General features: G+C 53.1%; 20 protein-coding genes and 2 tRNA genes. 4 read left to right on the top strand and 18 right to left on the bottom strand.

Going from position 1 to position 26,325, the window contains the following annotated elements; all coding sequences use genetic code 11:
- Positions 1-34 precede the first annotated feature (34 nt).
- From rnr to nnr, 13 genes are all read right to left on the bottom strand, one after another.
- Positions 35-2,479: a ribonuclease R gene (gene rnr / locus SBG_RS19985; protein ID WP_000076348.1), complete on the bottom strand. Its 2,445-nt coding sequence runs from the start codon at positions 2,477-2,479 to the stop codon at positions 35-37.
- Between the two features lie 37 nt (positions 2,480-2,516).
- Entirely contained in the window at positions 2,517-2,942 is a 426-nt protein-coding gene (gene nsrR, locus SBG_RS19980; protein WP_001177631.1) for a nitric oxide-sensing transcriptional repressor NsrR, read from the bottom strand.
- 223 nt (positions 2,943-3,165) lie between these two features.
- A complete protein-coding gene (purA, locus tag SBG_RS19975) occupies positions 3,166-4,464 on the bottom strand; it encodes an adenylosuccinate synthase (protein ID WP_000527979.1) in 1,299 nt (432 codons plus the stop codon).
- A gap of 102 nt (positions 4,465-4,566) precedes the next feature.
- Positions 4,567-4,764, bottom strand: a complete 198-nt coding sequence (locus SBG_RS19970) for a DUF2065 domain-containing protein (protein ID WP_001089289.1) — start codon at positions 4,762-4,764, stop codon at positions 4,567-4,569.
- Positions 4,765-4,842: 78 nt separating this feature from the next.
- On the bottom strand, positions 4,843-5,847 hold the full coding sequence (hflC, locus tag SBG_RS19965) for a protease modulator HflC (protein ID WP_001232418.1): 1,005 nt from the start codon (positions 5,845-5,847) through the stop codon (positions 4,843-4,845).
- Between the two features lie 2 nt (positions 5,848-5,849).
- Positions 5,850-7,109: an FtsH protease activity modulator HflK gene (hflK, locus tag SBG_RS19960; RefSeq protein ID WP_000312500.1), complete on the bottom strand. Its 1,260-nt coding sequence runs from the start codon at positions 7,107-7,109 to the stop codon at positions 5,850-5,852.
- 217 nt (positions 7,110-7,326) lie between these two features.
- Positions 7,327-8,607, bottom strand: coding sequence for a ribosome rescue GTPase HflX (gene hflX / locus SBG_RS19955; RefSeq protein WP_000460341.1), 1,281 nt, complete (start codon positions 8,605-8,607; stop codon positions 7,327-7,329).
- 71 nt (positions 8,608-8,678) lie between these two features.
- Positions 8,679-8,987 (bottom strand): RNA chaperone Hfq, encoded by a 309-nt coding sequence (hfq, locus tag SBG_RS19950; protein ID WP_001051877.1) that lies wholly within the window; start codon positions 8,985-8,987, stop codon positions 8,679-8,681.
- Positions 8,988-9,144: 157 nt separating this feature from the next.
- Positions 9,145-10,095 (bottom strand): tRNA (adenosine(37)-N6)-dimethylallyltransferase MiaA, encoded by a 951-nt coding sequence (miaA, locus tag SBG_RS19945; protein ID WP_001000728.1) that lies wholly within the window; start codon positions 10,093-10,095, stop codon positions 9,145-9,147.
- Complete coding sequence (gene mutL / locus SBG_RS19940) at positions 10,088-11,944, bottom strand: DNA mismatch repair endonuclease MutL (RefSeq protein ID WP_001122526.1); 1,857 nt, start codon at positions 11,942-11,944, stop codon at positions 10,088-10,090. Before mutL ends, miaA begins: the two co-directional genes overlap by 8 nt.
- Before the next feature lie 9 nt (positions 11,945-11,953).
- Positions 11,954-13,270, bottom strand: a complete 1,317-nt coding sequence (amiB, locus tag SBG_RS19935) for an N-acetylmuramoyl-L-alanine amidase AmiB (RefSeq protein WP_000638624.1) — start codon at positions 13,268-13,270, stop codon at positions 11,954-11,956.
- A gap of 16 nt (positions 13,271-13,286) precedes the next feature.
- Positions 13,287-13,748 carry a tRNA (adenosine(37)-N6)-threonylcarbamoyltransferase complex ATPase subunit type 1 TsaE gene (gene tsaE, locus SBG_RS19930; protein WP_000981992.1) on the bottom strand — a complete coding sequence of 154 codons (462 nt, stop codon included), beginning with the start codon at positions 13,746-13,748 and terminating at the stop codon, positions 13,287-13,289.
- Positions 13,720-15,267, bottom strand: coding sequence for a bifunctional ADP-dependent NAD(P)H-hydrate dehydratase/NAD(P)H-hydrate epimerase (nnr, locus tag SBG_RS19925; RefSeq protein WP_000968663.1), 1,548 nt, complete (start codon positions 15,265-15,267; stop codon positions 13,720-13,722). Before nnr ends, tsaE begins: the two co-directional genes overlap by 29 nt.
- On the opposite strand from nnr, the gene queG reads away from it, so the two are divergent.
- On the top strand, positions 15,266-16,405 hold the full coding sequence (gene queG, locus SBG_RS19920; RefSeq protein WP_024135173.1) for a tRNA epoxyqueuosine(34) reductase QueG: 1,140 nt from the start codon (positions 15,266-15,268) through the stop codon (positions 16,403-16,405). The two genes, nnr and queG, sit on opposite strands and share 2 nt — an antisense overlap.
- Positions 16,406-16,674: 269 nt before the next feature.
- Here the strand turns inward: queG and SBG_RS19915 are convergent.
- The 3 genes from SBG_RS19915 to orn form a co-directional block, all read right to left on the bottom strand.
- Positions 16,675-16,750 (bottom strand) — tRNA-Gly (locus tag SBG_RS19915).
- Positions 16,751-16,907: 157 nt separating this feature from the next.
- A tRNA-Gly gene (locus SBG_RS19910) sits at positions 16,908-16,983 on the bottom strand.
- Positions 16,984-17,357: 374 nt separating this feature from the next.
- Positions 17,358-17,903, bottom strand: coding sequence for an oligoribonuclease (gene orn, locus SBG_RS19905; protein WP_001271548.1), 546 nt, complete (start codon positions 17,901-17,903; stop codon positions 17,358-17,360).
- A gap of 106 nt (positions 17,904-18,009) precedes the next feature.
- On the opposite strand from orn, the gene rsgA reads away from it, so the two are divergent.
- The 3 genes from rsgA to mscM all read left to right on the top strand — a co-directional run bounded on the left by rsgA (position 18,010) and on the right by mscM (position 23,466).
- Positions 18,010-19,062 carry a small ribosomal subunit biogenesis GTPase RsgA gene (gene rsgA, locus SBG_RS19900; RefSeq protein WP_000041952.1) on the top strand — a complete coding sequence of 351 codons (1,053 nt, stop codon included), beginning with the start codon at positions 18,010-18,012 and terminating at the stop codon, positions 19,060-19,062.
- 90 nt (positions 19,063-19,152) lie between these two features.
- The gene (gene asd, locus SBG_RS19895) at positions 19,153-20,121 is read left to right on the top strand and encodes an archaetidylserine decarboxylase (RefSeq protein WP_000934960.1); all 969 of its coding nucleotides are present in this window, start codon (positions 19,153-19,155) and stop codon (positions 20,119-20,121) included.
- A gap of 18 nt (positions 20,122-20,139) precedes the next feature.
- Positions 20,140-23,466, top strand: coding sequence for a miniconductance mechanosensitive channel MscM (gene mscM / locus SBG_RS19890; protein WP_001236762.1), 3,327 nt, complete (start codon positions 20,140-20,142; stop codon positions 23,464-23,466).
- 57 nt (positions 23,467-23,523) lie between these two features.
- Here mscM and yjeM read toward each other — a convergent pair whose 3' ends face one another.
- Together yjeM and epmA are read right to left on the bottom strand one after the other, a co-directional pair.
- Complete coding sequence (yjeM, locus tag SBG_RS19885) at positions 23,524-25,026, bottom strand: glutamate/gamma-aminobutyrate family transporter YjeM (RefSeq protein ID WP_000149865.1); 1,503 nt, start codon at positions 25,024-25,026, stop codon at positions 23,524-23,526.
- 224 nt (positions 25,027-25,250) lie between these two features.
- The gene (gene epmA / locus SBG_RS19880) at positions 25,251-26,228 is read right to left on the bottom strand and encodes an elongation factor P--(R)-beta-lysine ligase (RefSeq protein WP_000004792.1); all 978 of its coding nucleotides are present in this window, start codon (positions 26,226-26,228) and stop codon (positions 25,251-25,253) included.
- Positions 26,229-26,325 lie beyond the last annotated feature (97 nt).

Below are 26,325 nucleotides of genomic sequence, written 5' to 3'. Positions count from 1 at the left end.
CTCCCTTTCAGGAGGAGGGCTGGAGGGAGTGTATTTACTCCGCGGCTTTTTTCTTCGCCGCTCGTTTGGCTTTAGTGGCGGCGGCGATTTTACGCGTTTTGTCAGATGGCTTTTTCACTTTTTTATCGCTTTTTTTATCCGCTTTAGGCTTTGCTTTACCTTTTTTCTCACCGCGGAAGGCGCTGTCCGGTTCGAAATTCACTTTTTTACCGACCTGGCGGCGTTTACCGGCATTTTTGCTTTCGCCTTTTTTCGCTTTTTCACGCGCCGTTTTGCCAACGTTACGCGGTGCGCGCTCGCTGGAGATCAGGCTAAAGTCGATTTTCCGCTCGTCCATATTCACCGCTTCGACACGAACTTCGACCCGGTCGCCCAGTCGATACGTTTGTCCACCGGACTCGCCGATCAACCGTTGTCCAACCTGATCAAAGCGGTAGTAATCGTTATCCAGCGAAGAAACATGTACCAGCCCATCGATAAACAGTTCGTCAAGACGGACAAAGAAGCCGAAACCAGTGACGCTGGCAATGACACCTTTAAAGATATTGCCTACCTGATCGAGCATAAAGTCACACTTCAGCCAGTCAGCGACGTCGCGTGTCGCCTCATCAGCGCGGCGTTCCGCCATCGAACAGTGCTGGCCGAGCTGCAACATCTCTTCCATTGAATAGTGGTAACCGCCCGTTTCGGTAGTGTTGCCCTTGTTTCCTTGCTCTTTCGCCAGCAGGTACTTAATGGCACGGTGCAAAGAGAGGTCCGGGTAACGGCGAATCGGCGAGGTAAAGTGCGCATAAGACTGCAACGCCAGACCAAAGTGCCCGCGGTTTTCCGGATCGTAAATGGCCTGCTTCATTGAACGCAGCAGCATCGTTTGCAGCATTTCGGCGTCCGGTCTGTCGGCAATTGATTCAAGCAGTTCGGCATAATCGCGCGGTTCCGGTTTATTTCCGCCCGGAAGCTCCAGCCCCAGCTCCGCCAGTACGGAGCGAAATAAGGTAATTGCTTCGGTGGTGGGCTTATCATGAATACGGAACAGGGCGGGCTCTTTGGCTTTCTCGACAAAACGCGCCGCCGAGATATTCGCCATGATCATGCACTCTTCGATAAGCTTATGCGCGTCGTTACGCTGAGTCTGTTCGATACGCTCAATACGGCGTTCAGCGTTGAAAATAAACTTCGCCTCTTCGCTTTCAAACGAGATACCGCCACGTTCTTCACGCGCTTTATCCAGTACTTTGTAGAGGTTGTGCAGCTCTTCGATATGCTTCACCAGTGGCGCATATTGTTCACGCAGATCCTGGTCGCCCTGCAGCATATGCCAGACTTTGGTATAGGTCAGACGGGCATGAGAGCTCATCACCGCTTCATAGAATTTGTAACCCGTTAAACGCCCTTTCGCCGAGATAGTCATTTCACAGACCATACACAGCCTGTCAACCTGCGGGTTCAACGAACACAACCCGTTGGAGAGCACCTCCGGCAGCATCGGCACAACCTGTGACGGGAAGTAAACCGATGTACCACGATTGCGTGCCTCACGATCCAGTGGGGTTGGCGGACGGACATAATAGCTCACGTCAGCAATAGCGACCCACAAACGCCAGCCGCCGCCGCGTTTTTTCTCACAATAGACTGCGTCGTCAAAATCACGGGCATCTTCGCCATCAATGGTGACCAGCGGCAGCTCGCGCAGATCGACACGACCTGCTTTTGCCTCTTCCGGCACCTCTTCTTTCAGTCCGGCGATCTGTTGCTCTACCGCCTGCGGCCAGATGTAAGGAATTTCATGGGTGCGCAGCGCCATATCTACCGCCATACCTGTACCCATGTTGTCGCCCAGTACTTCGACGATTTTCCCCACCGCTTTGGTGCGGCGGGTTGGACGTTGGGTCAGTTCTACGACTACCACGAAGCCCATCCGCGCGCCCATCACCTCTTCCGGCGGGATCAGGATGTCAAAGCTTAGACGGCTGTCGTCAGGCACCACGAAACCCACACCTGCGTCGGTAAAGTAACGGCCAACAATCTGGCTGGTTTTCGGCACCAGAACACGAACGATACGCGCCTCACGACGCCCTTTACGATCGGCACCCAACGGCTGCGCCAGCACCTGATCGCCATGAATACAGGTTTTCATCTGCTCGCTGGACAGGTATAAATCATCTTTACGCCCTTCAACGCGCAGAAAACCGTAGCCATCACGATGGCCAATAACGGTGCCTTTCAGCAGGTCGAGGCGTTCCGGCAGCGCATAGCACTGACGACGCGTAAAGACCAGTTGTCCGTCACGCTCCATCGCGCGCAGGCGGCGGCGCAGAGCTTCAATCTGCTCTTCACCTTCAATATTCAGTTCTACGGCCAGTTCTTCGCGACTGGCCGGTTTTTCACGTTTCGTTAAATGTTCAAGGATAAATTCCCGGCTCGGGATAGGATTCGCGTATTTTTCAGCTTCGCGTTCCTGGAAAGGATCTTGTGACATTGAGGTTCCTCCATTGTCATCTCTAATGAAGTTTACTTCACTCCACCAGTAATAATTTATAAAGCGGTTGATTCTCTTCAACCAAATCGGCAAGCGTGTAGTTATCCAGCTCCTTGAGAAAACTTTGCACGGCCTTAGAAAGTGCCTGTTTCAGACGACAGGCAGGGGTGATGTGGCAAAATTCGCTACTACAGTTGACCAGTGATAAGGGCTCCAGCTCACGTACCACATCGCCAATACAAATCGAATTAGCTGGTTTACCCAGACGGATACCACCATTTTTTCCCCGAACGGCGGTGACAAATCCCGCCCGGCTAAGCTGATTGATAATTTTGACCATGTGATTACGGGACACGCCGTAGACTTCTGTCACTTCAGAAATACTGGTCATGCGTCCATCTGGTAACGACGCCATATAGATTAGCGCACGCAATCCGTAATCGGTGAAACTCGTTAACTGCACATCAACCTCAGGAAAAGGGAAAACGGGATATAACTTATCTGTATTGATGATAAACCAGCCAGCTGTCAGGCTGCTAATTTATTTCGATTCAGGAAGGAAAAAAGCGAGGAGCAATGACACATTTGAGCCGAAGGGTGATGCAAAATATTTTATGCGGCCTGGGAACGCTGAATGGTAAGCCTGATAAGCGCAGCGCCATCAGGCACTGCGCCATGAGCAGTGATTACGCGTCGAACGGGTCGCGCAGAATCATCGTCTCAGTACGATCCGGGCCGGTAGAAATAATATCAATCGGCACACCGGTCAGTTCTTCAATACGTTTGATATAGTTCAGCGCCGCCGTCGGCAAACCGCTACGATCTTTCACGCCGAAGGTGGACTCAGACCAGCCTGGCATAGTTTCATAAATCGGCTCGATGCCTTTCCAGTCATCAGCGGCCAGCGGAGTAGTAGTCACTTCGCGGCCATCCGGCATACGATAGGCCACGCAGATTTTTACCTCTTTCAAACCGTCCAGAACGTCCAGTTTGGTCAGGCAGAAGCCCGACAGGGAGTTGATCTGAACCGCACGACGTACAGCAACGGAATCCAGCCAGCCAGTACGACGGCGACGACCCGTAGTCGCGCCGTATTCGTTACCCTGCTTGCACAGAAATTCGCCGGTTTCATCAAACAGCTCCGTAGGGAACGGACCCGCCCCTACGCGCGTGGAGTAAGCTTTGATAATACCCAGGACGTAATCGACATAACGCGGACCGAGACCGGACCCCGTCGCCACGCCGCCAGCGGTGGTGTTGGAAGAGGTCACATACGGATAAGTACCGTGATCGATATCCAGCAGCGTACCTTGTGCGCCTTCGAACATGACGAAATCGCCACGTTTGCGCGCCTGGTCCAGCAGATCGGAAACATCAACAACCATGCTGGTCAGGATGTCGGCAATCGCCATCACATCATCCAGCACTTTCTGATAGTCAACGGCGTCTACTTTATAGAAATTCACCAGCTGGAAGTTGTGGTATTCCATCACTTCTTTCAGTTTTTCAGCGAAGGTGGCTTTATCAAACAGATCGCCAACGCGCAGGCCGCGACGAGCCACTTTGTCTTCATAAGCCGGGCCGATACCACGACCGGTGGTGCCGATCGCTTTCGCGCCGCGCGCTTTTTCACGCGCGTTATCCAGCGCCACGTGATAATCAAGGATCAGCGGACAGGCTTCAGACAGCAGCAGGCGCTCACGGACAGGGATACCACGGTCTTCCAGACCTTTCATCTCTTTCATCAGCGCGCTCGGAGACAGCACAACACCGTTCCCGATGATGCTGGTAACATTCTCACGAAGAATACCTGATGGAATAAGATGGAGGACGGTTTTTTCACCGTTGATTACGAGAGTATGGCCTGCGTTGTGACCGCCCTGATAGCGTACAACATATTTAGCCCGTTCAGTCAGAAGATCGACGATCTTTCCTTTACCTTCGTCACCCCATTGGGTGCCCAGTACGACGACGTTGTTACCCATTTTTCAAAATCACCGTTTGCTTAAAAATGGATTCTACCATCGCTTTTTCAGAGTTACAGCACTTTTTGCACTCAAGCCGCGGCAAATCCGACCACTTTTTGTTCAGCCAATCGTTTTCCTCAACATGTAGTAGACCACAACTCCCGCAACCACAAGTCCACCACCAAAACGACGTAAAATATTTTCCGGTAGTTGCGCTAACGCCGAAACCATTTTTTTCCATGCGCCGGGATACAGCATTGGCCCCAATCCTTCGAGGACTAATACCAGAGCAAGCGCCAACCAGATTGTTGAATTCATTTATCGCCCTTATAAAAGAAAACCACCGGCATCCTCTGGATGCGGTGGTTTTGCTGGTCTAAAACCGCTGACGCTCGTTTAGCGTGTCGTCGAACTCGGTGTCTTCATGTAGCGGAAGAAATCGCTGTCCGGGCTCAGTACCATGACGTCCTGATTACTTTCGAAGCTCTTCTCATAAGCACGCAGGCTACGAATAAACGCATAGAAATCAGGATCCTGGCTGAATGCGTCAGCAAACAGTTTCGCGGCTTCTGCATCGCCTTCACCACGCATGATACGGCCCTGACGTTCAGCTTCCGCCAGAGTTTTCGTCACTTCGTAGTCAGCAGCGGCGCGCAGTTTTTCCGCCTCTTCCTGACCTTGTGAGCGGTGACGACGCGCTACCGCTTCACGCTCGGCACGCATACGGTTGTAAATTGCCTCAGAAACCTCGGTCGGCAAGTTGATCTGCTTAATACGCACATCGACCACTTCGATACCCAACGCCGCCATACTGTTCGGGTTGATAACCGGTACTTTACCTTTCGTTTCTGCCGTAACGCGTTCCGCCGCTTCAGCAATAGCGTCATCCGCCGCCGGAGTCGCCACTTCATCGTCCGTACCGGCTGAACCTGAGTTCAACGCATCACGGACTTCCAGAGTCAGGCGACCACGAGAATCGGTCACGATATCTTTTACGTCCAGACGGCCAATTTCAGAACGCAAACGGTCTGAGAATTTACGTTTTAACAGCACCTCGGCTTGCGAAATATCGCCGCCGCCGGTCGCCAGATAGTACCGACTAAAGTCGCTGATACGCCATTTAATATAAGAGTCAACAATCAGGTCTTTCTTCTCTTTAGTCACAAAGCGATCGGCCTGGTTGTCCATCGTCTGGATTCGCGCATCAAGCATTTTGACTGATTCAATAAACGGGATCTTAAAGTGCAGACCCGGCGCGTAAACCAGCGGTTTGTTCTCATCGTCACGCAGAACTTTACCAAAGCGCAGCGTAATGCCGCGCTCGCCCTCTTTGACTACAAAGACGGACATGTAGAGCACTACCAGCACGATGATGATAATCGCAATTACTGACTTACGCATCGTTATTCCCCCTGACGCTGGTAGTCGTTACGCTGCGCATTAGCGCGACGTTGGTCCATAATATCGCCCTGGCTTGAGGACGACGTGTTGCTTGCTCCACTGGTGTTAGACGTGGTGGACGGCGGCAGGCGCAGCAGGTTGCTGGCGCTATTGTCGCTCTTTGCCGCCGGCGCATTCCCGCCTTTCAGCATCTGATCTAACGGCAGCACCATCAAATTACCGCTCTTGTCGTTAACCAGAACTTTACGGGTATGGCTCAGCACTTTTTCCATTGTTTCAATGTACAAACGCTCGCGAGTAATCTGCGGTGCGGCTTTATATTCCGGCAAAATCTCCGCAAACCGGGCGACTTCACCCTGCGCTTCCAGGATAGTCTGGGTTTTATACGCGCGTGCCTCTTCAAGGATACGCTGTGCCTGACCGTTAGCGCGCGGCTGAACTTCGTTGGTATACGCTTCCGCTTCACGAATGTACTGCTGCTCGTTTTCGCGTGCGGCAATCGCATCGTCAAAGGCAGCCTTCACCTCTTCCGGCGGACGCGCAGCCTGGAAGTTCACGTCCAACAGGGTGATGCCCATGTTGTACGGTTTGATGGTTTCTTCCAGTTCGCGTTGGGTATCGCTACGAATAACGGTACGCCCCTCGGTCAGGATGCGATCCATCGTGTATTTGCCAATGACGCCGCGCAAAGCACTATCGGTGGCCTGACGCAGACTGTCGTCCGGGCTGGTTACGCTAAACAGATATTTCTGCGGATCGGTGACACGGTATTGCACGTTCATTTCAACGCGCACCACGTTTTCGTCAGACGTCAGCATGACGCCAGAAGCCGCCAGTTCGCGCACCGCTTCTACGTTCACCGGCGTCACTTCATCAATAAATGTCGGCTTCCAGTTCAGACCTGGCTCAACCAGATGGCTGAATTTACCAAAACGCGTCACAACGCCGCGCTCGGCTTCTTTAATAGTATAGAAACCGCTGGCTGCCCAGATAATGACTATTGCCGCCGCCGCGATAGCGACGATACGGCCCCCCATCTGCGGACGCGGGCCTTGCGATGAATTACCGCCGCCGGAACCGGTGCCTTTACCGCCCCCAAAACCACCGAGCTTTTTACTCAGTTTACGGAAGATATCATCCAGATCGGGAGGTCCCTGATCGCGGCCACCTTTGTTTCCATTTCCCCCAGAGTTGCTGCCAGGTTTGCTGCTTCCCCACGGGTCGCGGTCCTGTCCGTTATTACCGGGCTGATTCCACGCCATGTTTGTGCTCCATATTTGTTATGCGGTGATCCCCATTGTCTTTCGACTCCAGAGGATAAGGCGAAATGACTCCATGCTTCAGACGAGCCGCCGTTACGGGCATCATCTCTCAGGCCACACCTTGCTTAGCCGCTTTTTTCACCCCAGTCACTTTACTGATATAAGCTCCTGTGATTTTCTCAGCTGCCGCATCAATGCAACCTGAATGACTCCGCGTCTAGATCACATATTCGATCAACGCCGGTTCTTGTTTACAAAGGCGACGCCAGTCGACAATCGGCATTCGTACCTGCAGACTGACGCTACCGTCTTCCTCCATCCACTCTTTTTCTATTGCCTGAAGCTGATAAAACCGGCTTCTCAGACGCCCTTCCTGCGGCGGTAAACGCAGCGTATGCTGCGCCACCTCGCCGGAAAGACGCTCCGTCAAAGCCTGAAAAAGTTGTGGTATTCCCACGCCGGTCTGTGCTGAAAGCCAAACGCGGATGGGGTTATTCTCTTCATCTCTGTCGATACGCGGTTCAAAGTCGTCCAGCATATCGATTTTATTCATCACCATTAAGGTGGGGATTTCATGAGCGTCAATCTCTTCAAGAACGGTATTTACCGCCTCGATGTTTTCCTGCACACGAACATCCGCCGCATCGACCACATGCAGCAACAGAGTCGCTTGACGCGTCTCCTGCAGGGTAGCTTTAAAGGCCGCCACCAGATCGTGCGGTAAATGACGGATAAACCCTACCGTATCCGCCAGCACGGTTTCACCGACATCCGCCACATCAATGCGGCGTAACGTGGGGTCCAGCGTCGCAAACAGCTGATCTGCCGCATACACCCGCGCTTCGGTAATCTGATTAAAAAGGGTGGATTTTCCGGCATTGGTATAACCTACCAACGATACCGTCGGCACGTCGGCCTTAATGCGCGACTGCCGCCCCTGCTCACGTTGCTTCTCAACTTTCTCCAGGCGCGACTGAATCTGCACAATGCGATTCCGCAATAAACGACGGTCGGTTTCGAGCTGGGTTTCACCCGGACCGCGCAAACCAATCCCGCCCTTCTGCCGTTCCAGGTGGGTCCAGCCACGCACCAGACGCGTCGCCAGATGGCGCAACTGCGCCAGCTCAACCTGCAGCTTACCTTCATGGGTACGCGCGCGTTGGGCAAAAATATCTAAGATAAGACCGGTGCGATCGATAACCCGGCATTCGCACAAACGCTCCAGGTTACGTTCCTGGGCTGGACTCAATGCATGATCAAACAATACGACCGCTGCGCCAGTCGCTTTCACGGCTTCCGCAATTTCAACTGCCTTACCTTCACCTACAAAATACTTAGGGTGCGGTGCTTTACGGCTACCGGTAATCACCTGCATTGCTTCGACACCGGCGGAAGAGACCAGAGATTCAAACTCCTGGAGGTCTTCCATATCTTTGTCTTGCGAAAAATAGATGTGTACCAGTACCGCCTGCTCACCGGCATCATAACGGTCAAACAAGCGTAAACCCTCTTAATAACCAGCGGGGGCGATTATCCGACGCCCCCGACATGGATAAACAGCGCGTGAACTTATTCAGTCTCTTCGCTGTCCTGTTGCGCAGTAGCCCCCTGCGCGTTGCTACCGTGATGGTAGTTATTGCTGGTGCCGCCACCGGCATTGTTGCTGTGATGGGAAACCGGGCGAGACGGGACAACAGTAGAAATCGCGTGCTTATAAACCATCTGGCTGACCGTGTTTTTCAACAGGATCACGAACTGATCAAAGGACTCGATTTGACCTTGCAGCTTAATACCATTCACCAAATAAATAGAAACTGGAACACGTTCCCGACGCAATGCGTTCAGGAACGGATCTTGTAAAGATTGCCCCTTAGCCATTCTTTCTTTTCCTTATATGCTTATTTGTACTTATACATTTCATCCTTCACGCTACCTCTGCGTTGGCCGCTTTGACGCAACATGACTGACTTCGTGTATAGCTGAATCTTACTAAATTTCTGAAAAATTGCGCACGATACGTCTCAATTGTACACATTCAGTCTGCGATAGCACCAACAACCTGTAATACTTCTTTTCGTGCCAGATCGGGATTTTCACTGTCAAGCCAGCGCACCCCTTCCCAACCGCGCAACCAGGTCATCTGGCGCTTCGCCAACTGTCTCGTGGCGCAAACACCTCTATAAACCATTTCATCATATGAAATTTCGCCCTCAATGTATGACCACATCTGGCGGTATCCCACACAACGGATGGAAGGCAAGTCCGTATGCAAATCTCCTCGGGCAAAAAGCGCCCGGACTTCTGCTTCAAAACCTGAAGCCAACATCTGATGAAAACGCTGCTCAATGCGCTGATGGAGCAGTTCACGGCTCGCCGGGGCGATAGCGAACTGATGCACCTGATACGGTAGCGCGTCTCCTGACGTTTGCGTTAGCTCCGTTAAAGTTTTACCCGAAATGAAAAAAACTTCCAGTGCCCGGGAAAGTCTTTGCGGATCATTTGGATGAATTCGCGCAGCGGCAACCGGATCTATTTCCTGAAGTTGCCGGTGCAGCGCGTCCCATCCCAGTTCCGCCGCCTGCCGCTCAATTCGGGATCTGACCTGCGGATTGGCCGAAGGCAGTGGCGATAGCCCTTCAAGCAACGCCTTAAAGTACAACATGGTCCCGCCCACTAACAGTGGAATACGCCCTGCGGCGGTAATCTCCGCCATTTCTGCTAACGCATCGCGACGGAAATCAGCCGCCGAATACGCCTGCGATGGGTCGCGTATATCCAGCAGTCGATGCGGCGCCGCTTTCAGCTCATCGGCATCCGGTTTGGCCGTACCAATATCCATTCCCCGATAAATGAGGGCGGAATCCACGCTTATCAACTCTACTGGCAAAACTTTACGCAGTGCTATCGCCAACGCCGTTTTGCCGGAGGCCGTCGGCCCCATCAAAAATATCGCCTTGGGCAGGCTCGCCTTACTTACATCATTCATGCTTCAGGGCGTTCATCGCCGAATGTAAATCAACAGGTTGTAACAGACCCCCCGGCGGCGCTTTCACCAGTTGCGGACATAGCCGCTCAACATCTGCCAGGAGTGATATGGCCTGCGCCATTGACCACTGTGAATGTTCGCTCTGCACATTACGCGCTATCCACTGTGCAATATTGAGCGTTGCAAATGTAGTCTGTTGCGCCAGGTAGCCTATCAGTTCAGGAATCAAGATTTGTAAATTTTGTTGTCGTAAGGGTAAAGGCACTGCACGAATGGTCACATGCTGCGCATCAGACTGAAATTCAATGCCCAATTCCCCCAACGAAGGTTGGGCTTTTTGCAGCGAGGATTTTTCATCTGCGCTCACTTTTAAACGCAGCGGAATCAACAACGGCTGCGCGCAAACCGGACTTTGCCCCGGTGTAAGCTGCGCCTGACGCAGCCAACGCTCCGCAACCGGAAGCGACAATAGCTGAATATTTCCTTCACGTTCCAGCAGCGCGCAGTCTCCGCCGACAATCGTCAGCACGCGGCCAAAACTCTGGCTATGCCCGTCAAGCGCAGGCGCAGCTGGTTCTGGTGTCGGACCAGGGCTCGCCGCGGGCGTTTGTAATAGCGCGCGATAAACCTCGCCCTGCTGCTTCTGGTAGCCTGTCTGCGCATGAGGCCAGCCGCCAACGGACTGACGCCCGCCGCCCGATGCGCTGCCGGAATAGCGCGGCGTAACAGGCTCACGCGCCGCAGCTGGCATAGCAGGTTCAGCAAAATGGTTACGCCCTGCGGCGACACGGTTTTCCGGGATATGCCGCGGCGCGGGTGGTATCTCCTCCAGCGGTAGCGTCGTTTCCGTCTGCTGTTGTAGAACGCTCAATACCCCCTGATAGATGAAATCGTGTACCAGCCGGGACTGATGGAAACGCACTTCATGTTTGGCGGGATGCACATTGACGTCCACCTGATGCGGGTCAATCTCCAGATACAACACAAACGCAGGCTGCTGGTCCGCGCCCAATTTGTTTTCACAGGCCTGACGAATAGCATGGTTGATCAAGCGATCGCGCATCATGCGCCCATTCACATAGCAGTATTGAATCTCCGTCAACGCCGTGGTGGTGTGATTCGGATCGGCGACCCAGCCGCGGAGGGTCAGATCACCATGCTGCCACTCGATCGCCAACGCCTGCTCCAGAAATGGCGTGCCGCAGATGGTACCTAACCGACGCTCTTTTTGCCCGTCTTTGGCGACAGCGCGATACTGTCGTATCAATTTGCCGTTGTGCGACAGATTGAAAGTGACGTCAAAACGGGCCAGTGCGATACGACGGATAATCTCATCAATATGATTAAATTCCGTTTTTTCGGTACGCATAAATTTGCGGCGGGCAGGCGTATTATAAAAGAGATCCAGAACTTCCAGGGTCGTGCCGACCGGGTGCGCGGCGGGTTTTACCGTCACGTCCATATCGCGCCCTTCCGCATATGCCTGCCAGGCCTCCGACTGTTCCGCGGTACGCGAAGTCAGCGTTAAGCGTGAAACCGAACTGATACTGGCTAACGCTTCACCGCGAAACCCCAGACTAATAATCGCCTCCAGATCGTCAAGCGAGGCGATTTTGCTGGTGGCATGTCGGGCCAGCGCCAGGGCCAGTTCCTCTTTTTTAATGCCGCAGCCATTGTCGCGAATACGAATAAGCTTCGCGCCGCCACGCTCAATATCGATATCAATGCGGGTAGCGCCTGCGTCCAGACTGTTCTCTACCAGCTCTTTGACAACCGACGCAGGGCGCTCCACCACTTCGCCAGCGGCGATTTGGTTCGCAAGCTGCGGCGGCAGAACCTGAATCGGCATGAAATCTCCTTAATTCGCGGCGGTCATTCCGCCCGGCTGGTGAGTACTGGCCGTCTGGCCTGAAGCGCCCTGTGGCGCAGACTGAAGCGGATGCGCTTCAAAATACTTACGCAACCCCTTGTAAATGGCTTCAGCAATCTGCTGTTGATAACGCTCGCTCGCCAGCAATCGCTCTTCGCCACGGTTACTGATAAAGCCCGTCTCTACCAAAATGGACGGGATATCCGGAGAACGCAGCACGCCCAGGCTGGCATGTTCAGGGCGACGCTTGTGTAGCGACCCCACGCCGTCCAGCTGACTGAGCACATTCGTCGCCACATCATACCCTACCCGCTGCGAATGACCGAATTGCAAATCCAGTACCGCCTGGCTCAAATAAGGGTCTGACTGACTGTTCGCCAGAACATCGCCAGCGCCGCCCAGCAGTTCGGACTGTTTCTCATGCTGCTCAAGCCAGTTTGCCATTTCGCTGTTCGCGCGACGATTGGACAATACCCAGACGGAGGCACCCGTGGCGTCGCGATTTGGCGCGGCATCCGCGTGAATGGAAACAAGGAAGTTGGCGTTTTGCTTACGCGCCACGTCAGAGCGTCCCATCACCGAAATAAAATAGTCACCGTCACGCGTCAGCACGCCCTTGAACATCGGATCGTTATTGAGCAACGTCCGCAGCTTACGCGCGATGGCGATGGTGACGTTTTTTTCACGTGTACCGTCCGGGCCTATCGCACCCGGATCCTGACCTCCATGCCCGGCATCAATAGCAATCACCACTTTATCACCAACACCTGACGACGCACGCGCCGCGGGTCGCGTGACGGTATTACTGCTGGTCACGCCAGTGAGTCGATCGTTGGAGGATTTAAACGGATTACGGGCAGGCTCTGCCGGCTGAGGCACGCTTTCAACCCGCTTCGCCATTACTGGCGGTGGTGGCGGAGCATCGGCGTTAATGGTGAAAATGACCGTATAGTTACCGCCGTTTTGCCGTTTCACGGCCTCGGTTTTGCCATTTTCCGTCAGATCGACCAGTAACCTTAAAGTCTGCGCGTCTTTCGGTGTTCCGGCGCGGATCGTTTTCACCAGATTAGTACCGCTAAACTGAAGCGGCAGCCCCTGAATTACGCCAGTCTGTTTGATGTCCAGCGCAACGGTGCGCTTACCATCCTGCGAGTAAGCGTACTCCGGCTCGCCGATAAAACTGAGCGTAATGCGCGCCTGCTGCTCACCGTTGGAAACCTGAATATCGGAGAGACTGGCGGCACCCGCCTGCGCGCACAGCAGGATTAAGGCTGCTATCACAGCATTTTTGATGCAATAAATCATCCCGCCACCTTTATAACTAACCGGCTAAATGCGCCAACAACGAATGACCCAATGAGGATACCGCGTTTACACGCGCCTCACGCCCCTGAGCCTGATATTCAATGTGTATTTCGACATCCGGGTCGGGCAGAACACCTTTACCTTGTTGCGGCCACTCCACGAGACAGATGGCGTCGTTGGCGAAATAATCACGAATACCCATAAACTCCAGTTCCTCCGGATCCGCAAGGCGGTATAAGTCGAAGTGATATACCATCACGTGAGTGAGCGCATAAGGCTCTACCAGCGTATAGGTAGGGCTTTTTACATTGCCGTTATGGCCTAACGCCTGCAAGAATCCCCGGCTAAACGTCGTTTTACCAGCGCCTAAATCGCCATACAGATAGATAACCGTCGCGCCATTGCAGGCATTGGCTACCCGTTGCCCCAGGTCTAACGTCGCCTGCTCGTCAGGGAGCGGAATTACTCGATTCATCATGGTTTACGTCAATCACATCAGGGTTAACAATACGCCGCAGCGTAGTAAAAAGATCGGTCGCTAACATGCCGCGAGCGCCATAACGCGCTGCCAGTAAGTCCGCCGCCGCGCCGTGGGCCACACATCCCACACATGCCGCATCATACGGGGTAAACTTCTGTCCAAGCAATGCGCCAATGATGCCGGATAATACGTCACCCATCCCGCCGCTCGCCATTCCTGCATTACCGGCGTCAATAATAGCCAAAGGGTGATGTCCGGCGGCGACAATCGTCCCTGCGCCTTTTAATACCACAACGCCTCCATATCGTTTTACCAGACGCTGTGACGAAAGTAAGCGATCACTTTCAATTTCTGCAATAGAACACCCCAACAGACGGGCAGCCTCTCCCGGGTGGGGTGTAATCACGCGATTGTGACGTTTATCAGGATTGATTGCCAGTAGGTTCAGCGCATCCGCATCCCAGAGCATAGGTTTACGGACATTTTCTACTTTCTGTAAGGCTTTTTTGCCCCACTCCTGTTGCCCAAGTCCCGGGCCAATGACGACCACATCGGCCCATAACAGACTTTCTTCCAGTAACAAAGGCGTCAGTTCATGTACCATCAGTTCCGGGCGGGCCGTTAGCAACGGCGCGATATTTTCACGGCGGGTCAGCACTCTGACCAATCCGGCTCCCGTGCGTAGCGCCGCCTCGCCCGCCATCCGAATCGCCCCCGCTGTCCCCAGGTCGCCACCGATAATCACCAACCGTCCATGGTCGCCTTTGTGCGAGGTCGGTCGGCGCGGCGTTAGCCATTGCCCTAACTGCGTCGCATCAAAACGTTGCAGCGGCGGCGTCTGAACCGCCAGCCAGCCGTCCAGCCCCAGCGCGTCATAGTGCAGCACGCCGGTGACATCACGTGCTTTGCCAGTAAGCAGGCCGGGTTTGAGGGCGATAAATGTAACCGTATGCGCGGCACTCATCACCGCGCCGGGCGTGGCCCCCGTTTGCGCCAGCAGACCTGACGGGATATCGACGGCGACAACCGGTGCAGGATGGGCGTTAGCCTGTTCAATCAGACTGGCTACCGGGGCGCGCGGTGCCTGGGTTAACCCCGTACCAAGCAAAGCATCGATAATCAAATCTGTCGTCTCCGGCCAGATAATATCGGCTGCATGGATAATTCCGCCTGCGTTCAGCCAGGCTTCGCGCGCCTGCGCCGCTTCTTCAGGCAGCGGTTTGTCACTCTCCTGCGCCAGCAACGTCACACAAATGCCCGCCGCTTGCGCTAACCGCGCCACGACGTAGCCATCGCCGCCATTGTTGCCATGTCCGCACAGCACCAGCCAGTGCCGGGCATCAGGGTAAATATCGCGGGCCGTCCGAAACGCCGCGTCGCCTGCGCGAAGCATTAATTCATAGAGTGTGAGCCCGAAGACATCTGCCGCGTCGCGCTCCAGCCGTTTGATCTCATCGGCGGGCCACACAGAGTGTGGTATACTTGCAGGGTTTTTCTTCATGTTATGGTCCATCATGTCAGAGCCCCTCGATCTCAATCAGTTAGCGCAAAATATTAAGCAGTGGGGGCTGGAGCTGGGCTTTCAACAGGTCGGTATTACCGATACTGATCTCAGCGCATCCGAACCTGCATTGCAGGCCTGGCTGGCTAAACAATACCACGGCGAGATGGAATGGATGGCGCGCCACGGTATGATGCGCGCCCGGCCCCATGAACTCTTACCGGGTACGCTACGTGTCATCAGCGTACGTATGAACTATCTGCCCGCCAACGCCGCGTTTGCCAGCACGTTGAAGAATCCCACGCTTGGCTATGTTAGCCGATATGCGCTGGGGCGCGATTATCACAAGCTATTACGCAGCCGCCTCAAAAAACTGGGCGAGCAGATCCAGCAACACTGCGGTTCGCTGAATTTTAGACCCTTTGTCGACTCTGCGCCTGTTCTTGAACGTCCATTAGCGGAAAAAGCCGGACTTGGCTGGACAGGTAAGCACTCACTTATTCTTAATCGGGAAGCAGGATCGTTCTTTTTCCTGGGCGAACTGCTACTTGATTTACCGCTACCGATAGACAAGCCGGTCGGGGAAGGTTGCGGTAAATGTGTCGCCTGTATGACCATCTGCCCGACCGGGGCAATTGTCGAACCGTATACGGTGGATGCACGGCGTTGTATCTCTTATCTCACCATTGAACTGGAAGGCGCTATTCCGGAAGCGTTTCGCCCATTGATAGGCAACCGTATATACGGCTGCGATGACTGCCAGCTTATCTGCCCGTGGAATCGTTATTCACAGCTGACCAATGAAGAGGATTTTAGCCCACGTAAACCACTGCACGCCCCGGCGTTGATTGACCTGTTTAGCTGGAGCGAAGCGCAATTTCTGAAAGTTACTGAAGGCTCTGCGATTCGACGCATTGGCCATTTACGCTGGCTGCGCAATGTGGCCGTTGCGCTGGGAAATGCGCCGTGGAGCGATGCGATTATTACCGCGCTGCAAAGCCGTCAAGGTGAGCACCCACTTCTTGACGAGCATATTGAATGGGCGATTGCGCAACAAATTGAAAAGCGGAATGCCTGCATCATTGAAGTGCAACTACCGAAAAAACAGCGTCTGGTCAGGGTAATTGAAAAAGGGCTTCCTCGCGATGCCTGAATTATTCACAGGCTGTGTATAAAAATAAAAACACATTGCGATTCAAGAGGGAGAAAAGGAGCATACAATAGTCCTAACATTTTGAAATCTTGTTTTTTATATATATTTCAAATGGTTATATAAAATCCACTCTTCGGGTATGATTTTTCAAATTCCAGGAGCAATAGACCAGCCTGTGGATAACTCTGTTTACAAGCGTCTGACGAAAGCGGAACAAAACGTTCCCCAACGCGATATTCGTTGTGGATAAATTGGCTGTAGATAAGAATTGGAGCGGGAAACGAGACTCGAACTCGCGACCCCGACCTTGGCAAGGTCGTGCTCTACCAACTGAGCTATTCCCGCATAATCTTCGTCTTTCGAACCGCTACTGCGTTAGCTGCCTTCACTCGCCTGAGTCACTTACTTCAGTAAGCACCTAAGGACTCATTCAGTTGCCGCCTTGTCGCAATTCGAAATCCTGCGATTGGTGGTCTGTACTTAACAAGTACTTTACAAATTTTGGAGCGGGAAACGAGACTCGAACTCGCGACCCCGACCTTGGCAAGGTCGTGCTCTACCAACTGAGCTATTCCCGCAAATTTAATGCTGTCGTAATTCGCATTTCTGCGTCGTTACGGGAGGCGCATTATACGAGAAATCCATTTAGCTGCAAGCCCCTGAACGCATTTTTTCGCGATTTTTGTTTGAGTGCTGATTAAATCAGCAAACAAGACAAAAAACGAGCAATATGTCCGCTATTCACCAAAAAACATTTCACTCAATGTTTAAAGGTACCTAAACAGAATAGCACTCTACGCCAAAAAACGGGTAGCAAGGTACATACGTAGAAATAGAATAAGGCGTCATACTCTCCAGCCTCCGCTGTTTTTGCCGGATGGCGCCGCTAATCCAGCCTACCAGGGAGCGCAATAGCGCTCTGGCGCGGATAAAACGCCATCAGGCTCGCGCATCACAGTTTAATGAAATACTCGCGGTAGTAAGCCAGTTCAGCTACCGACTCGCGAATATCATCCATCGCCTGGTGCGTCCCCTGCTTGGTAAAGCCGGTCAGAATTTCCGGTTTCCAGCGGCGCGCCAACTCCTTGAGTGTACTGACATCCAGATAGCGATAATGAAAATAAGCCTCCAACTCTGGCATATATTTAAACAGGAAACGACGATCCTGGCCGATGCTATTGCCGCAAATCGGCGATTTACCCGCAGGCACCCACGCTTTCAGGAATTCAATCGTTGCCAGCTCAGCATCGCGTTCGCTCATTGTACTTGCCTTAACGCGATCTACCAGGCCGCTTCCGGTATGAGTGCGCACGTTCCAGTCATCCATTAACGCCAGTTGCGCATCGGATTGATGTACCGCAATCGTCGGCCCCTCTGCCAGAATATTCAGGCTGGCATCCGTTACCAGTGTAGCAATCTCAATAATGCGATCACGCTCGGGATCCAGACCTGTCATCTCCAGATCGATCCAAATCAGGTTGTTTTCATCGGCACTCATGCTATTTTCCACCCTTCAGAGGTCACATTCACTGTGACTATATTCATCTACAATTGCGTGTATCATAGATGTTTTGCCCACTATGGGCGACCAGGAGCCAGTACGATTGAGCAAAAATAAACTCTCCAAAGGCCAGCAGCGCCGTGTGAACGCCAATCACCAGCGTCGTTTAAAAACGTCCGCGGAGAAAGCCGATTACGATGACAACCTCTTTGGCGAGCCTGCTGAAGGTATCGTTATTAGCCGTTTTGGTATGCATGCCGATGTGGAGTCCGCTGGCGGTGAGGTTCACCGCTGCAATATCCGCCGCACGATTCGTTCGCTGGTCACTGGCGATCGCGTCGTCTGGCGTCCAGGCAAAGCCGCCGCCGAGGGCGTTAATGTGAAAGGCATCGTTGAAGCGGTGCATGAGCGCACCTCGGTATTGACGCGCCCGGACTTTTATGACGGCGTGAAACCTATTGCCGCCAACATTGACCAAATCGTTATCGTTTCTGCGATTTTGCCCGAACTATCGCTGAATATCATCGATCGCTATCTGGTAGGCTGTGAAACCTTACAGGTTGAGCCGCTGATCGTACTGAACAAAATCGATCTGCTGGACGACGAAGGCATGGACTTCGTAAACGAGCAGATGGATATCTACCGCAATATCGGTTATCGCGTGTTGATGGTCTCCAGCCACACACAGGATGGTCTGAAACCGCTGGAAGAAGCGTTAACCGGCCGCATCAGTATTTTTGCCGGACAATCCGGCGTCGGAAAATCCAGCCTGTTAAATGCCCTGCTCGGCTTACAGGACGAGATTCTGACGAATGATGTATCGAACATTTCCGGCCTGGGCCAACATACCACCACCGCAGCCCGTCTGTATCATTTCCCGCATGGCGGCGATGTGATTGACTCTCCTGGCGTACGCGAGTTCGGCCTGTGGCATCTGGAGCCGGAACAAATCACGCAGGGCTTTGTCGAATTTCATGACTATCTGGGCCATTGCAAATACCGGGACTGCAAACATGACGCCGATCCAGGCTGCGCCATTCGCAAGGCGGTAGAGAACGGCGCTATTGCGGAAACCCGTTTCGAAAATTATCACCGAATTCTTGAAAGTATGGCGCAGGTAAAAACGCGTAAAAACTTTTCTGATACGGACGACTGACAGATACGCTAGGCATCGTTAGAATCGTCCCCTTTTTCAGGATACCGGTATAAATACCGGTTCAGGAACAACACTGGCCTGGAGGCTACCTTGTTAAACTCATTTAAACTTTCGCTACAATACATTCTGCCGAAACAATGGCTCACTCGCCTGGCGGGCTGGGGCGCAAGCAAACGAGCAGGATGGCTGACTAAACTGGTTATCGATCTCTTCGTAAAATATTACAAGGTCGATATGACAGAGGCGCAAAAACCCGATACCACCAGCTATCGTACGTTCAATGATTTCTTCGTGCGCCCGCTGCGTGATGATGTGCGCCCCCTCAATACCGATCCTAACATCCTCGTCATGCCTGCCGACGGCGTGATTAGCCAGTTAGGCCGTATTGAAGAAGATAAAATTTTGCAGGCCAAGGGCCATAACTACCGCCTTGAGGCGTTGCTCGCAGGTAACTATCTGATGGCGGATAAATTCCGTAACGGCACGTTTGTTACCACCTATCTCTCTCCTCGCGATTACCACCGCGTGCATATGCCATGTAATGGTATCCTGCGCGAAATGATCTACGTACCAGGCGATCTGTTCTCCGTTAACCATCTGACTGCGCAAAACGTACCCAATCTGTTTGCCCGCAACGAGCGCGTTATCTGTCTGTTTGATACCGAGTTTGGCCCTATGGCGCAAATTCTGGTCGGCGCTACCATTGTTGGCAGTATCGAAACCGTCTGGGCGGGAACCATCACGCCGCCGCGTGAAGGCATCATTAAACGCTGGACCTGGCCTGCCGGCGAAGATGAAGGCTCTGTCGCCTTGCTGAAAGGTCAGGAGATGGGGCGCTTTAAGCTGGGTTCCACGGTTATCAACTTGTTTGCGCCAGGAAAAGTGAATCTGATCGAATCGCTTGCAAGCCTGTCCGTCACCAAAATTGGCCAACCGCTGGCAACCTCGACCGAAACCTTCGTCACGCCGGAGGCAGAATCAGCGCCACTGCCGGAAGAAGAAATTAAAGCGGAACATGACGCCAGCCCGCTGGTTGATAATAAAAAAGACGAAACCTGATCAAGAGAGAACGCTGACGTGCGCCTGATTATCGCTTTTCTGATGGCCTGGTGCCTCAGCACGGGGGCGTTCGCCGCAACGGCCCCCGACGCCAAACAAATCACGCAAGAACTGGAGCAGGCAAAAGCGGCGAAACCCGCCCAGCCAGAAGCCGTTGAGATGCTCCAGACTGCGTTAAACGCGCTTGAAGAACGGAAAGGTTCGCTTGAACGCGCGAAACAATATCAACACGTTATTGATAACTTCCCTAAGCTATCCGCCACCCTGCGCGCCCAATTAAATAATCTGCGCGATGAACCCCGCAGCGTACCGCCGGAGATGTCCTCCGAGGCGTTAAACCAGGAGATTTTGCAGGTTAGCAGCCAACTGCTGGATAAAACCCGCGAGGCGCAGCAGGAGCAAGAGCGCGCCAGAGAAATTGCCGACTCGCTCAGCCAACTTCCCCAGCAGCAAAACGATGCCCGCCGCCAGCTTAATGAGCTCGAGCGACGACTCGGCGCCGCAGGCGGAAGTGCCGCGCTTAGCCAGGCGCAAAGTCTCAGTATGCAGGCGGAGTCCGCCAAACTAAAAGCGTTAGTCGACGAACTGGAACTGGCGCAACTGTCCGCCAACAACCGTCAGGAACTGGCTCGTTTGCGTTCTGAACTGGCAGAAAAGCAGAGTCAGCAATTAGATGCGTATCTTCAGGCGCTACGCAATCAGCTTAACAGCCTACGTCAACGTGAAGCGGAACGCGCGCTGGAAAGCACCGAGCTGCTGGCGGAAAACAGCGCGGGACTGCCGGAAGGCATCGTCGAACAATTTAAAGTTAACCGCGAACTGTCACAGGCGCTCAATCAACAAGCACAGCGGATGGATCTGGTCGCCTCGCAGCAGCGGCAGGCCGCCAGCCAAACGTTGCAGGTGCGCCAGGCGCTTAATACGCTACGGGAGCAGTCACAGTGGCTTGGCGTTTCCAATATGCTTGGCGAAGCGCTGCGCGCGCAGGTCGCACGTCTGCCGGAAATGCCTAAACCGCAGCAGCTTGATACAGAAATGGCGCAACTACGTGTCCACCGGATGCGTTATGAAGAGTTACTCAATAAACAACCGCAGCTACGGCAAATACGTCAGGCTGACGGGCAACCGCTCACTGCCGAGCAAAACCAGATCCTTGACGCCCAGCTACGCACTCAGCGTGAACTGCTCAACGCCTTGTTACAGGGCGGCGACACACTGATCCTGGAGTTGACCAAACTGAAAGTCTCCAATAGCCAGCTGGAGGATGCGCTTAAAGAAGTTAATGAAGCCACCCACCGCTATCTGTTCTGGACTGCCGACGTTAGCCCGCTATCACTCTCCTGGCCTGTTGATCTGGTGCAGGATTTACGTCGCCTTATCTCGCTGGATACGTTTAATCAGTTAGGTAAGGCCAGCATCATGATGCTGACCAGCAAAGAGACACTACTGCCATTATTCGGCGCGCTGGTGCTGGTCGGGTTTAGCCTTTATTCTCGCCAACACTTCAACCGGTTCCTTGAGCGCTCGGCCTCCCGCGTCGGGAAAGTCACGCAGGATCACTTCTCACTTACGCTACGAACAGTGTTCTGGTCGATTCTGGTGGCCTCGCCGCTGCCTGTACTATGGGCAACGCTTGGTTATGGCTTACAGGAAGCCTGGCCGTATCCGCTGGCCGTCGCCATCGGTGATGGGGTAACGGCGACCGTACCGCTGTTGTGGGTAGTGATGATTTGCGCCGCTTTTGCCCGTCCTAACGGTCTGTTCGTGGCGCATTTCGGCTGGCCGCGTAATCGGGTAGCGAAAGCAATGCGCTACTACTTGATGAGCATTGGACTGATCGTGCCGCTCATTATGGCCGTGATCATGTTTGATAATCTTAACGATCGGGAGTTTTCCGGTTCACTGGGCCGCCTCTGTTTTATCCTGATATGCGGCGCGCTGGCGCTGGTCACGTTGAGTCTGAAAAAAGCAGGCATCCCGCTCTACCTGGATAAAGAAGGCAACGGTGACAACATGGTCAACAGCCTGCTGTGGAATATGCTGATGGGTGCGCCGCTTATCGCGATTCTGGCGGCGGCGGTAGGCTATCTGGCCACAGCACAGGCGCTACTGGCAAGGCTGGAAACCTCAGTCGCCATCTGGTTCCTGCTGTTGGTGATTTATCATGTGATTCGCCGCTGGATGTTGATTCAGCGGCGCCGACTGGCGTTTGACCGCGCCAAACATCGTCGGGCGGAAATGCTGGCGCAACGCGCGCGCGGCGAAGAAGAGCCGGCACACACCTCCAGCCTTGAAGGCGCAATCGACGTAGATGAAAGCGAAATCGATCTCGACGCCATCAGCGCCCAGTCTCTGCGACTGGTTCGCTCGATTCTGATGCTTATCGCTCTGCTCTCGGTCATCGTGCTGTGGTCGGAAATCCACTCGGCGTTCGGCTTCCTGGAGAATATTTCGCTGTGGGATGTCACCTCTACGGTGCAGGGTGTGGAAAGCCTGGAGCCGATTACCCTGGGCGCAGTGCTCATTGCGATTCTGGTATTTATTATCACTACGCAGTTAGTACGTAATCTGCCTGCTTTGCTCGAGTTGGCGCTGTTACAACATCTCGATTTAACGCCGGGCACCGGTTACGCTATTACGACCATCACCAAGTATCTGTTGATGCTGATTGGCGGGCTGGTCGGTTTCTCGATGATCGGTATTGAGTGGTCGAAACTACAGTGGCTGGTTGCCGCGCTCGGCGTCGGGCTTGGTTTTGGCCTGCAGGAAATTTTCGCCAATTTTATCTCCGGTCTGATTATTTTGTTTGAAAAGCCGATTCGTATCGGCGATACGGTGACCATTCGCGATCTCACCGGCAGCGTGACCAAAATCAATACCCGCGCCACCACCATCAGCGACTGGGACCGTAAAGAGATTATCGTGCCGAATAAAGCCTTTATCACCGAACAGTTTATTAACTGGTCGCTGTCTGACTCCGTTACGCGCGTGGTATTAACCATACCGGCACCAGCGGATGCCAATAGCGAAGAGGTGACGCAAATTCTACTGACGGCGGCGCAGCGCTGCTCTTTGGTGCTTGATAACCCGCCGCCTGAAATCTTTCTGGTGGATCTCCAGCAGGGTATTCAGATTTTTGAACTGCGTATCTATGCCGCCGAAATGGGGCACCGTATGCCATTACGCCATGAGATCCATCAGTTGATTCTGGCGGGCTTCCGTGAACACGGTATTGATATGCCGTTCCCGCCGTTCCAGATGCGTCTGGAAAGTCTTGGCGGTAAACAAACCGGGAGAACGTTAAGTTCTGCAGGCAGAAGCAGCCGCCCGGCGGGGAGTTTGTAAGGCGTGGCGTATGCCGGGGTGGCGACTTCGCCTTATCCGGCATACGGAACGTACCGCTTATTCTACTGCCCATTCGGGCTGTTTTTCCATCCGGCGGCTGTAATTCTGATAAATCGCCATCGCCAGCAGAGAGAAGAAGATCGGGCCGCCGGTCATCCACAACGCGCTATTCCAGTCCCCGGCCTCAATCACTGGCTGGATGATGGTAAAGACGTTGGCAAACGTCACCACCAGCACCACAACCCCCGTCGCGATCAGGGTAGAGGTTTTGGTTTTAAAAAGAACAAATGGCCTCTCCAGATCCTGACGCGCTTTAAAGAAGGGGAATGCCAGCGCAAGGAACAGGTATGGCAGTGTCATAGAGACGTTCGCCATCAATGTAAGTTTGTTATAAAACGCTGACGCAGTATCGCCTCCAAAAGAGACCAGCAAAATGAACAGGCTCACCAATACACACTGCAGCCACATAGCCGTCGCCGGCATACCGTTGGTGTTCAGTCTCGTCATCGGCGCGGGCCACAACGCTTTTGGCGTGCCCTGAATGATGGCTTTCAACGGTGAATAGCTCAACGTGAAAAACGCGCCGGTATAAGCCAGAAACATAGAAAGGCCGGTAATGCGCGCGAACCAGACGCCTACCGTCATCGCAGCTTCCGGAGAAAGGTTTAACGCGTTACCTAATGTCGTGCCTAAACTCGACATCAGAATATAGGTGATATTCCCTAAGTTAACCGAGCTATTACTTAATACCTGCTGCCAGTTAGTGCTCACGCCCCATAAAAAGATGGCCAAGGAATAACCAATTGAAATTACAATGGCCGCAAAGACAATACCCTTCGCAAAATTCTTTTCCGGTTTCTCGGTTTTATCCACCAGCCCGCCAACGGCTTCAATCCCGCCGTACGCGAAAATGGCAAAGACGATAAAGGAAAGCATCGCCAGGCCGGAGTGATACCCCGGATTCGGTGACGAGGTAAAATTAATTTCCTGCGCAAAATGTCCACCATTTAATAACAAAATAGCGACACTCACTAACAGTAAAACTAAATTAAGACACATTACGGCAATACCTCCGACCGCCGTAATTCGCGCAATTTTATTGATCCCTCTGGCGGCGACACATGTCACCAGAATCATCCAGCCGACGGCAAGCAGGCCAACAACCTGTGTTGGCTCAAACCCGGCGAAATGCCAATGCTGCGTCATATCGGCGCCAAACAGAAAGGTGGAGAATGGTACCCAAATCTTTGCCGCTGTACTGACCATCCAGATAACATACGAGGAGAACCACATAAAGGTGCCAATAAAAGCGTAACGCGGCCCCACGCTATTATTCATCCATGAATAGATCCCGCCCTCTTCTTTTCGATAAGCAGAACCCATTTCAGCCATCATTAAAGCGAATGGAATAAAAAATAATAATGCAGAAAATATATACCATGGGATTGCGCTATACCCCATTAAATAAAAGGCCGAAGGACTATTCGCAAAGCCGAAAACAGAAGTAAAAATCATCAGGATAAGCCCAATAAGGCTCATCTTTTTTATCGTGTGGGTCATTCAACCATCCCTTACGCTCGAGCGCGTTTGCCAGACGCCGCTCACCGATTGACGCCGCCTTCTTTTTTACAAAGGTCAGCGATAAAAAATCAACACAGGATTGATACCTGAATGGCATCAAAGATCCAGCCTCATATTGTGGCCGACAGCGAATAATTGAAAAAATATGCTACAAAATGGCGCTTATTGCGCCATTTTATCTCGCAGAAGAGGAAATTTCAGATTTACGCCCGATCCACCGTAAAAGCAATAACGTCCGCCAGACTTTCCGCTCCCAGCGCCAGCATCACCAGACGGTCCACACCCAGCGCCACGCCAGAACAATCCGGCATTCCTGCTTTCAGGGCGTCCAGGAGATTATTATCGATTGGCTGCTGCGGCAATCCTCGCGCGGCGCGCTTACGGTTATCCTGCTCAAAACGCTGCTGTTGTTCACGAGCATCTGTCAGTTCGTGGAAACCATTCGCCAGCTCAATACCTTTGTAGTACACCTCAAAGCGCTCGGCGACGCGATGATCCTCGGTACTAATTTGCGCCAGCGATGCCTGACTGGCCGGAAAGTGATAAATAAAGGCCGGCTTTTCTTTACCGATGTGCGGCTCTACCCCCATCGTAAACAGCAGTTGCAACAACGTATCCCGGTCTTCTTCCGTATCGGCGATATTGCTTAAATCAAGCTTTGCCGCCGCTTCACGCAATTGCGTTTTGTCTGCTGATAATGGGTCAATTTCCAGATGACGCTGAAATGCCTGTTGATAGGAAAGGCTTTCCGCTGGCTGGCAATCCAGTACTTGCTGAAGCAAATCATCCACTTCATTCATCAGGCGATACATATCATAGTGCGGGCGATACCACTCCAGCATGGTAAATTCCGGATTATGATGTCGTCCCATCTCTTCGTTGCGGAAGCTGCGACATAGCTGGAAAACCGGGCCACACCCAGCCGCCAACAGGCGTTTCATATGGTATTCCGGGCTGGTCATTAAATAGAGGTTTATCCCCTGGGAATGGCCAGGACCGACGAAACGCGTTTCGAACGGGAACAGATGAATGTCTGTGACCGTCGCCTGACTCATGCAGGGCGTCTCAACCTCAAGCACTCCACGATCGGCAAAGAAACGACGGATCTCCGCCATAATCGCCGCGCGTTTTAATAGATTGGGGATGGACGCGCTCGGCTGCCAGGTTGCCGTTTCGCTCATGATTCTTTCTCCAGTTTAAGACAAGGTCACGAAGTCTACTCGCAACGCGCGAGCGAAACAAATTTTGCGCGGACGTATCGGGCAGCATCTGGCAAGT

The organism is Salmonella bongori NCTC 12419 (assembly GCF_000252995.1).
Taxonomy (GTDB): domain Bacteria; phylum Pseudomonadota; class Gammaproteobacteria; order Enterobacterales; family Enterobacteriaceae; genus Salmonella; species Salmonella bongori.
This window is presented reverse-complemented; position numbering and strand designations above follow the sequence as displayed.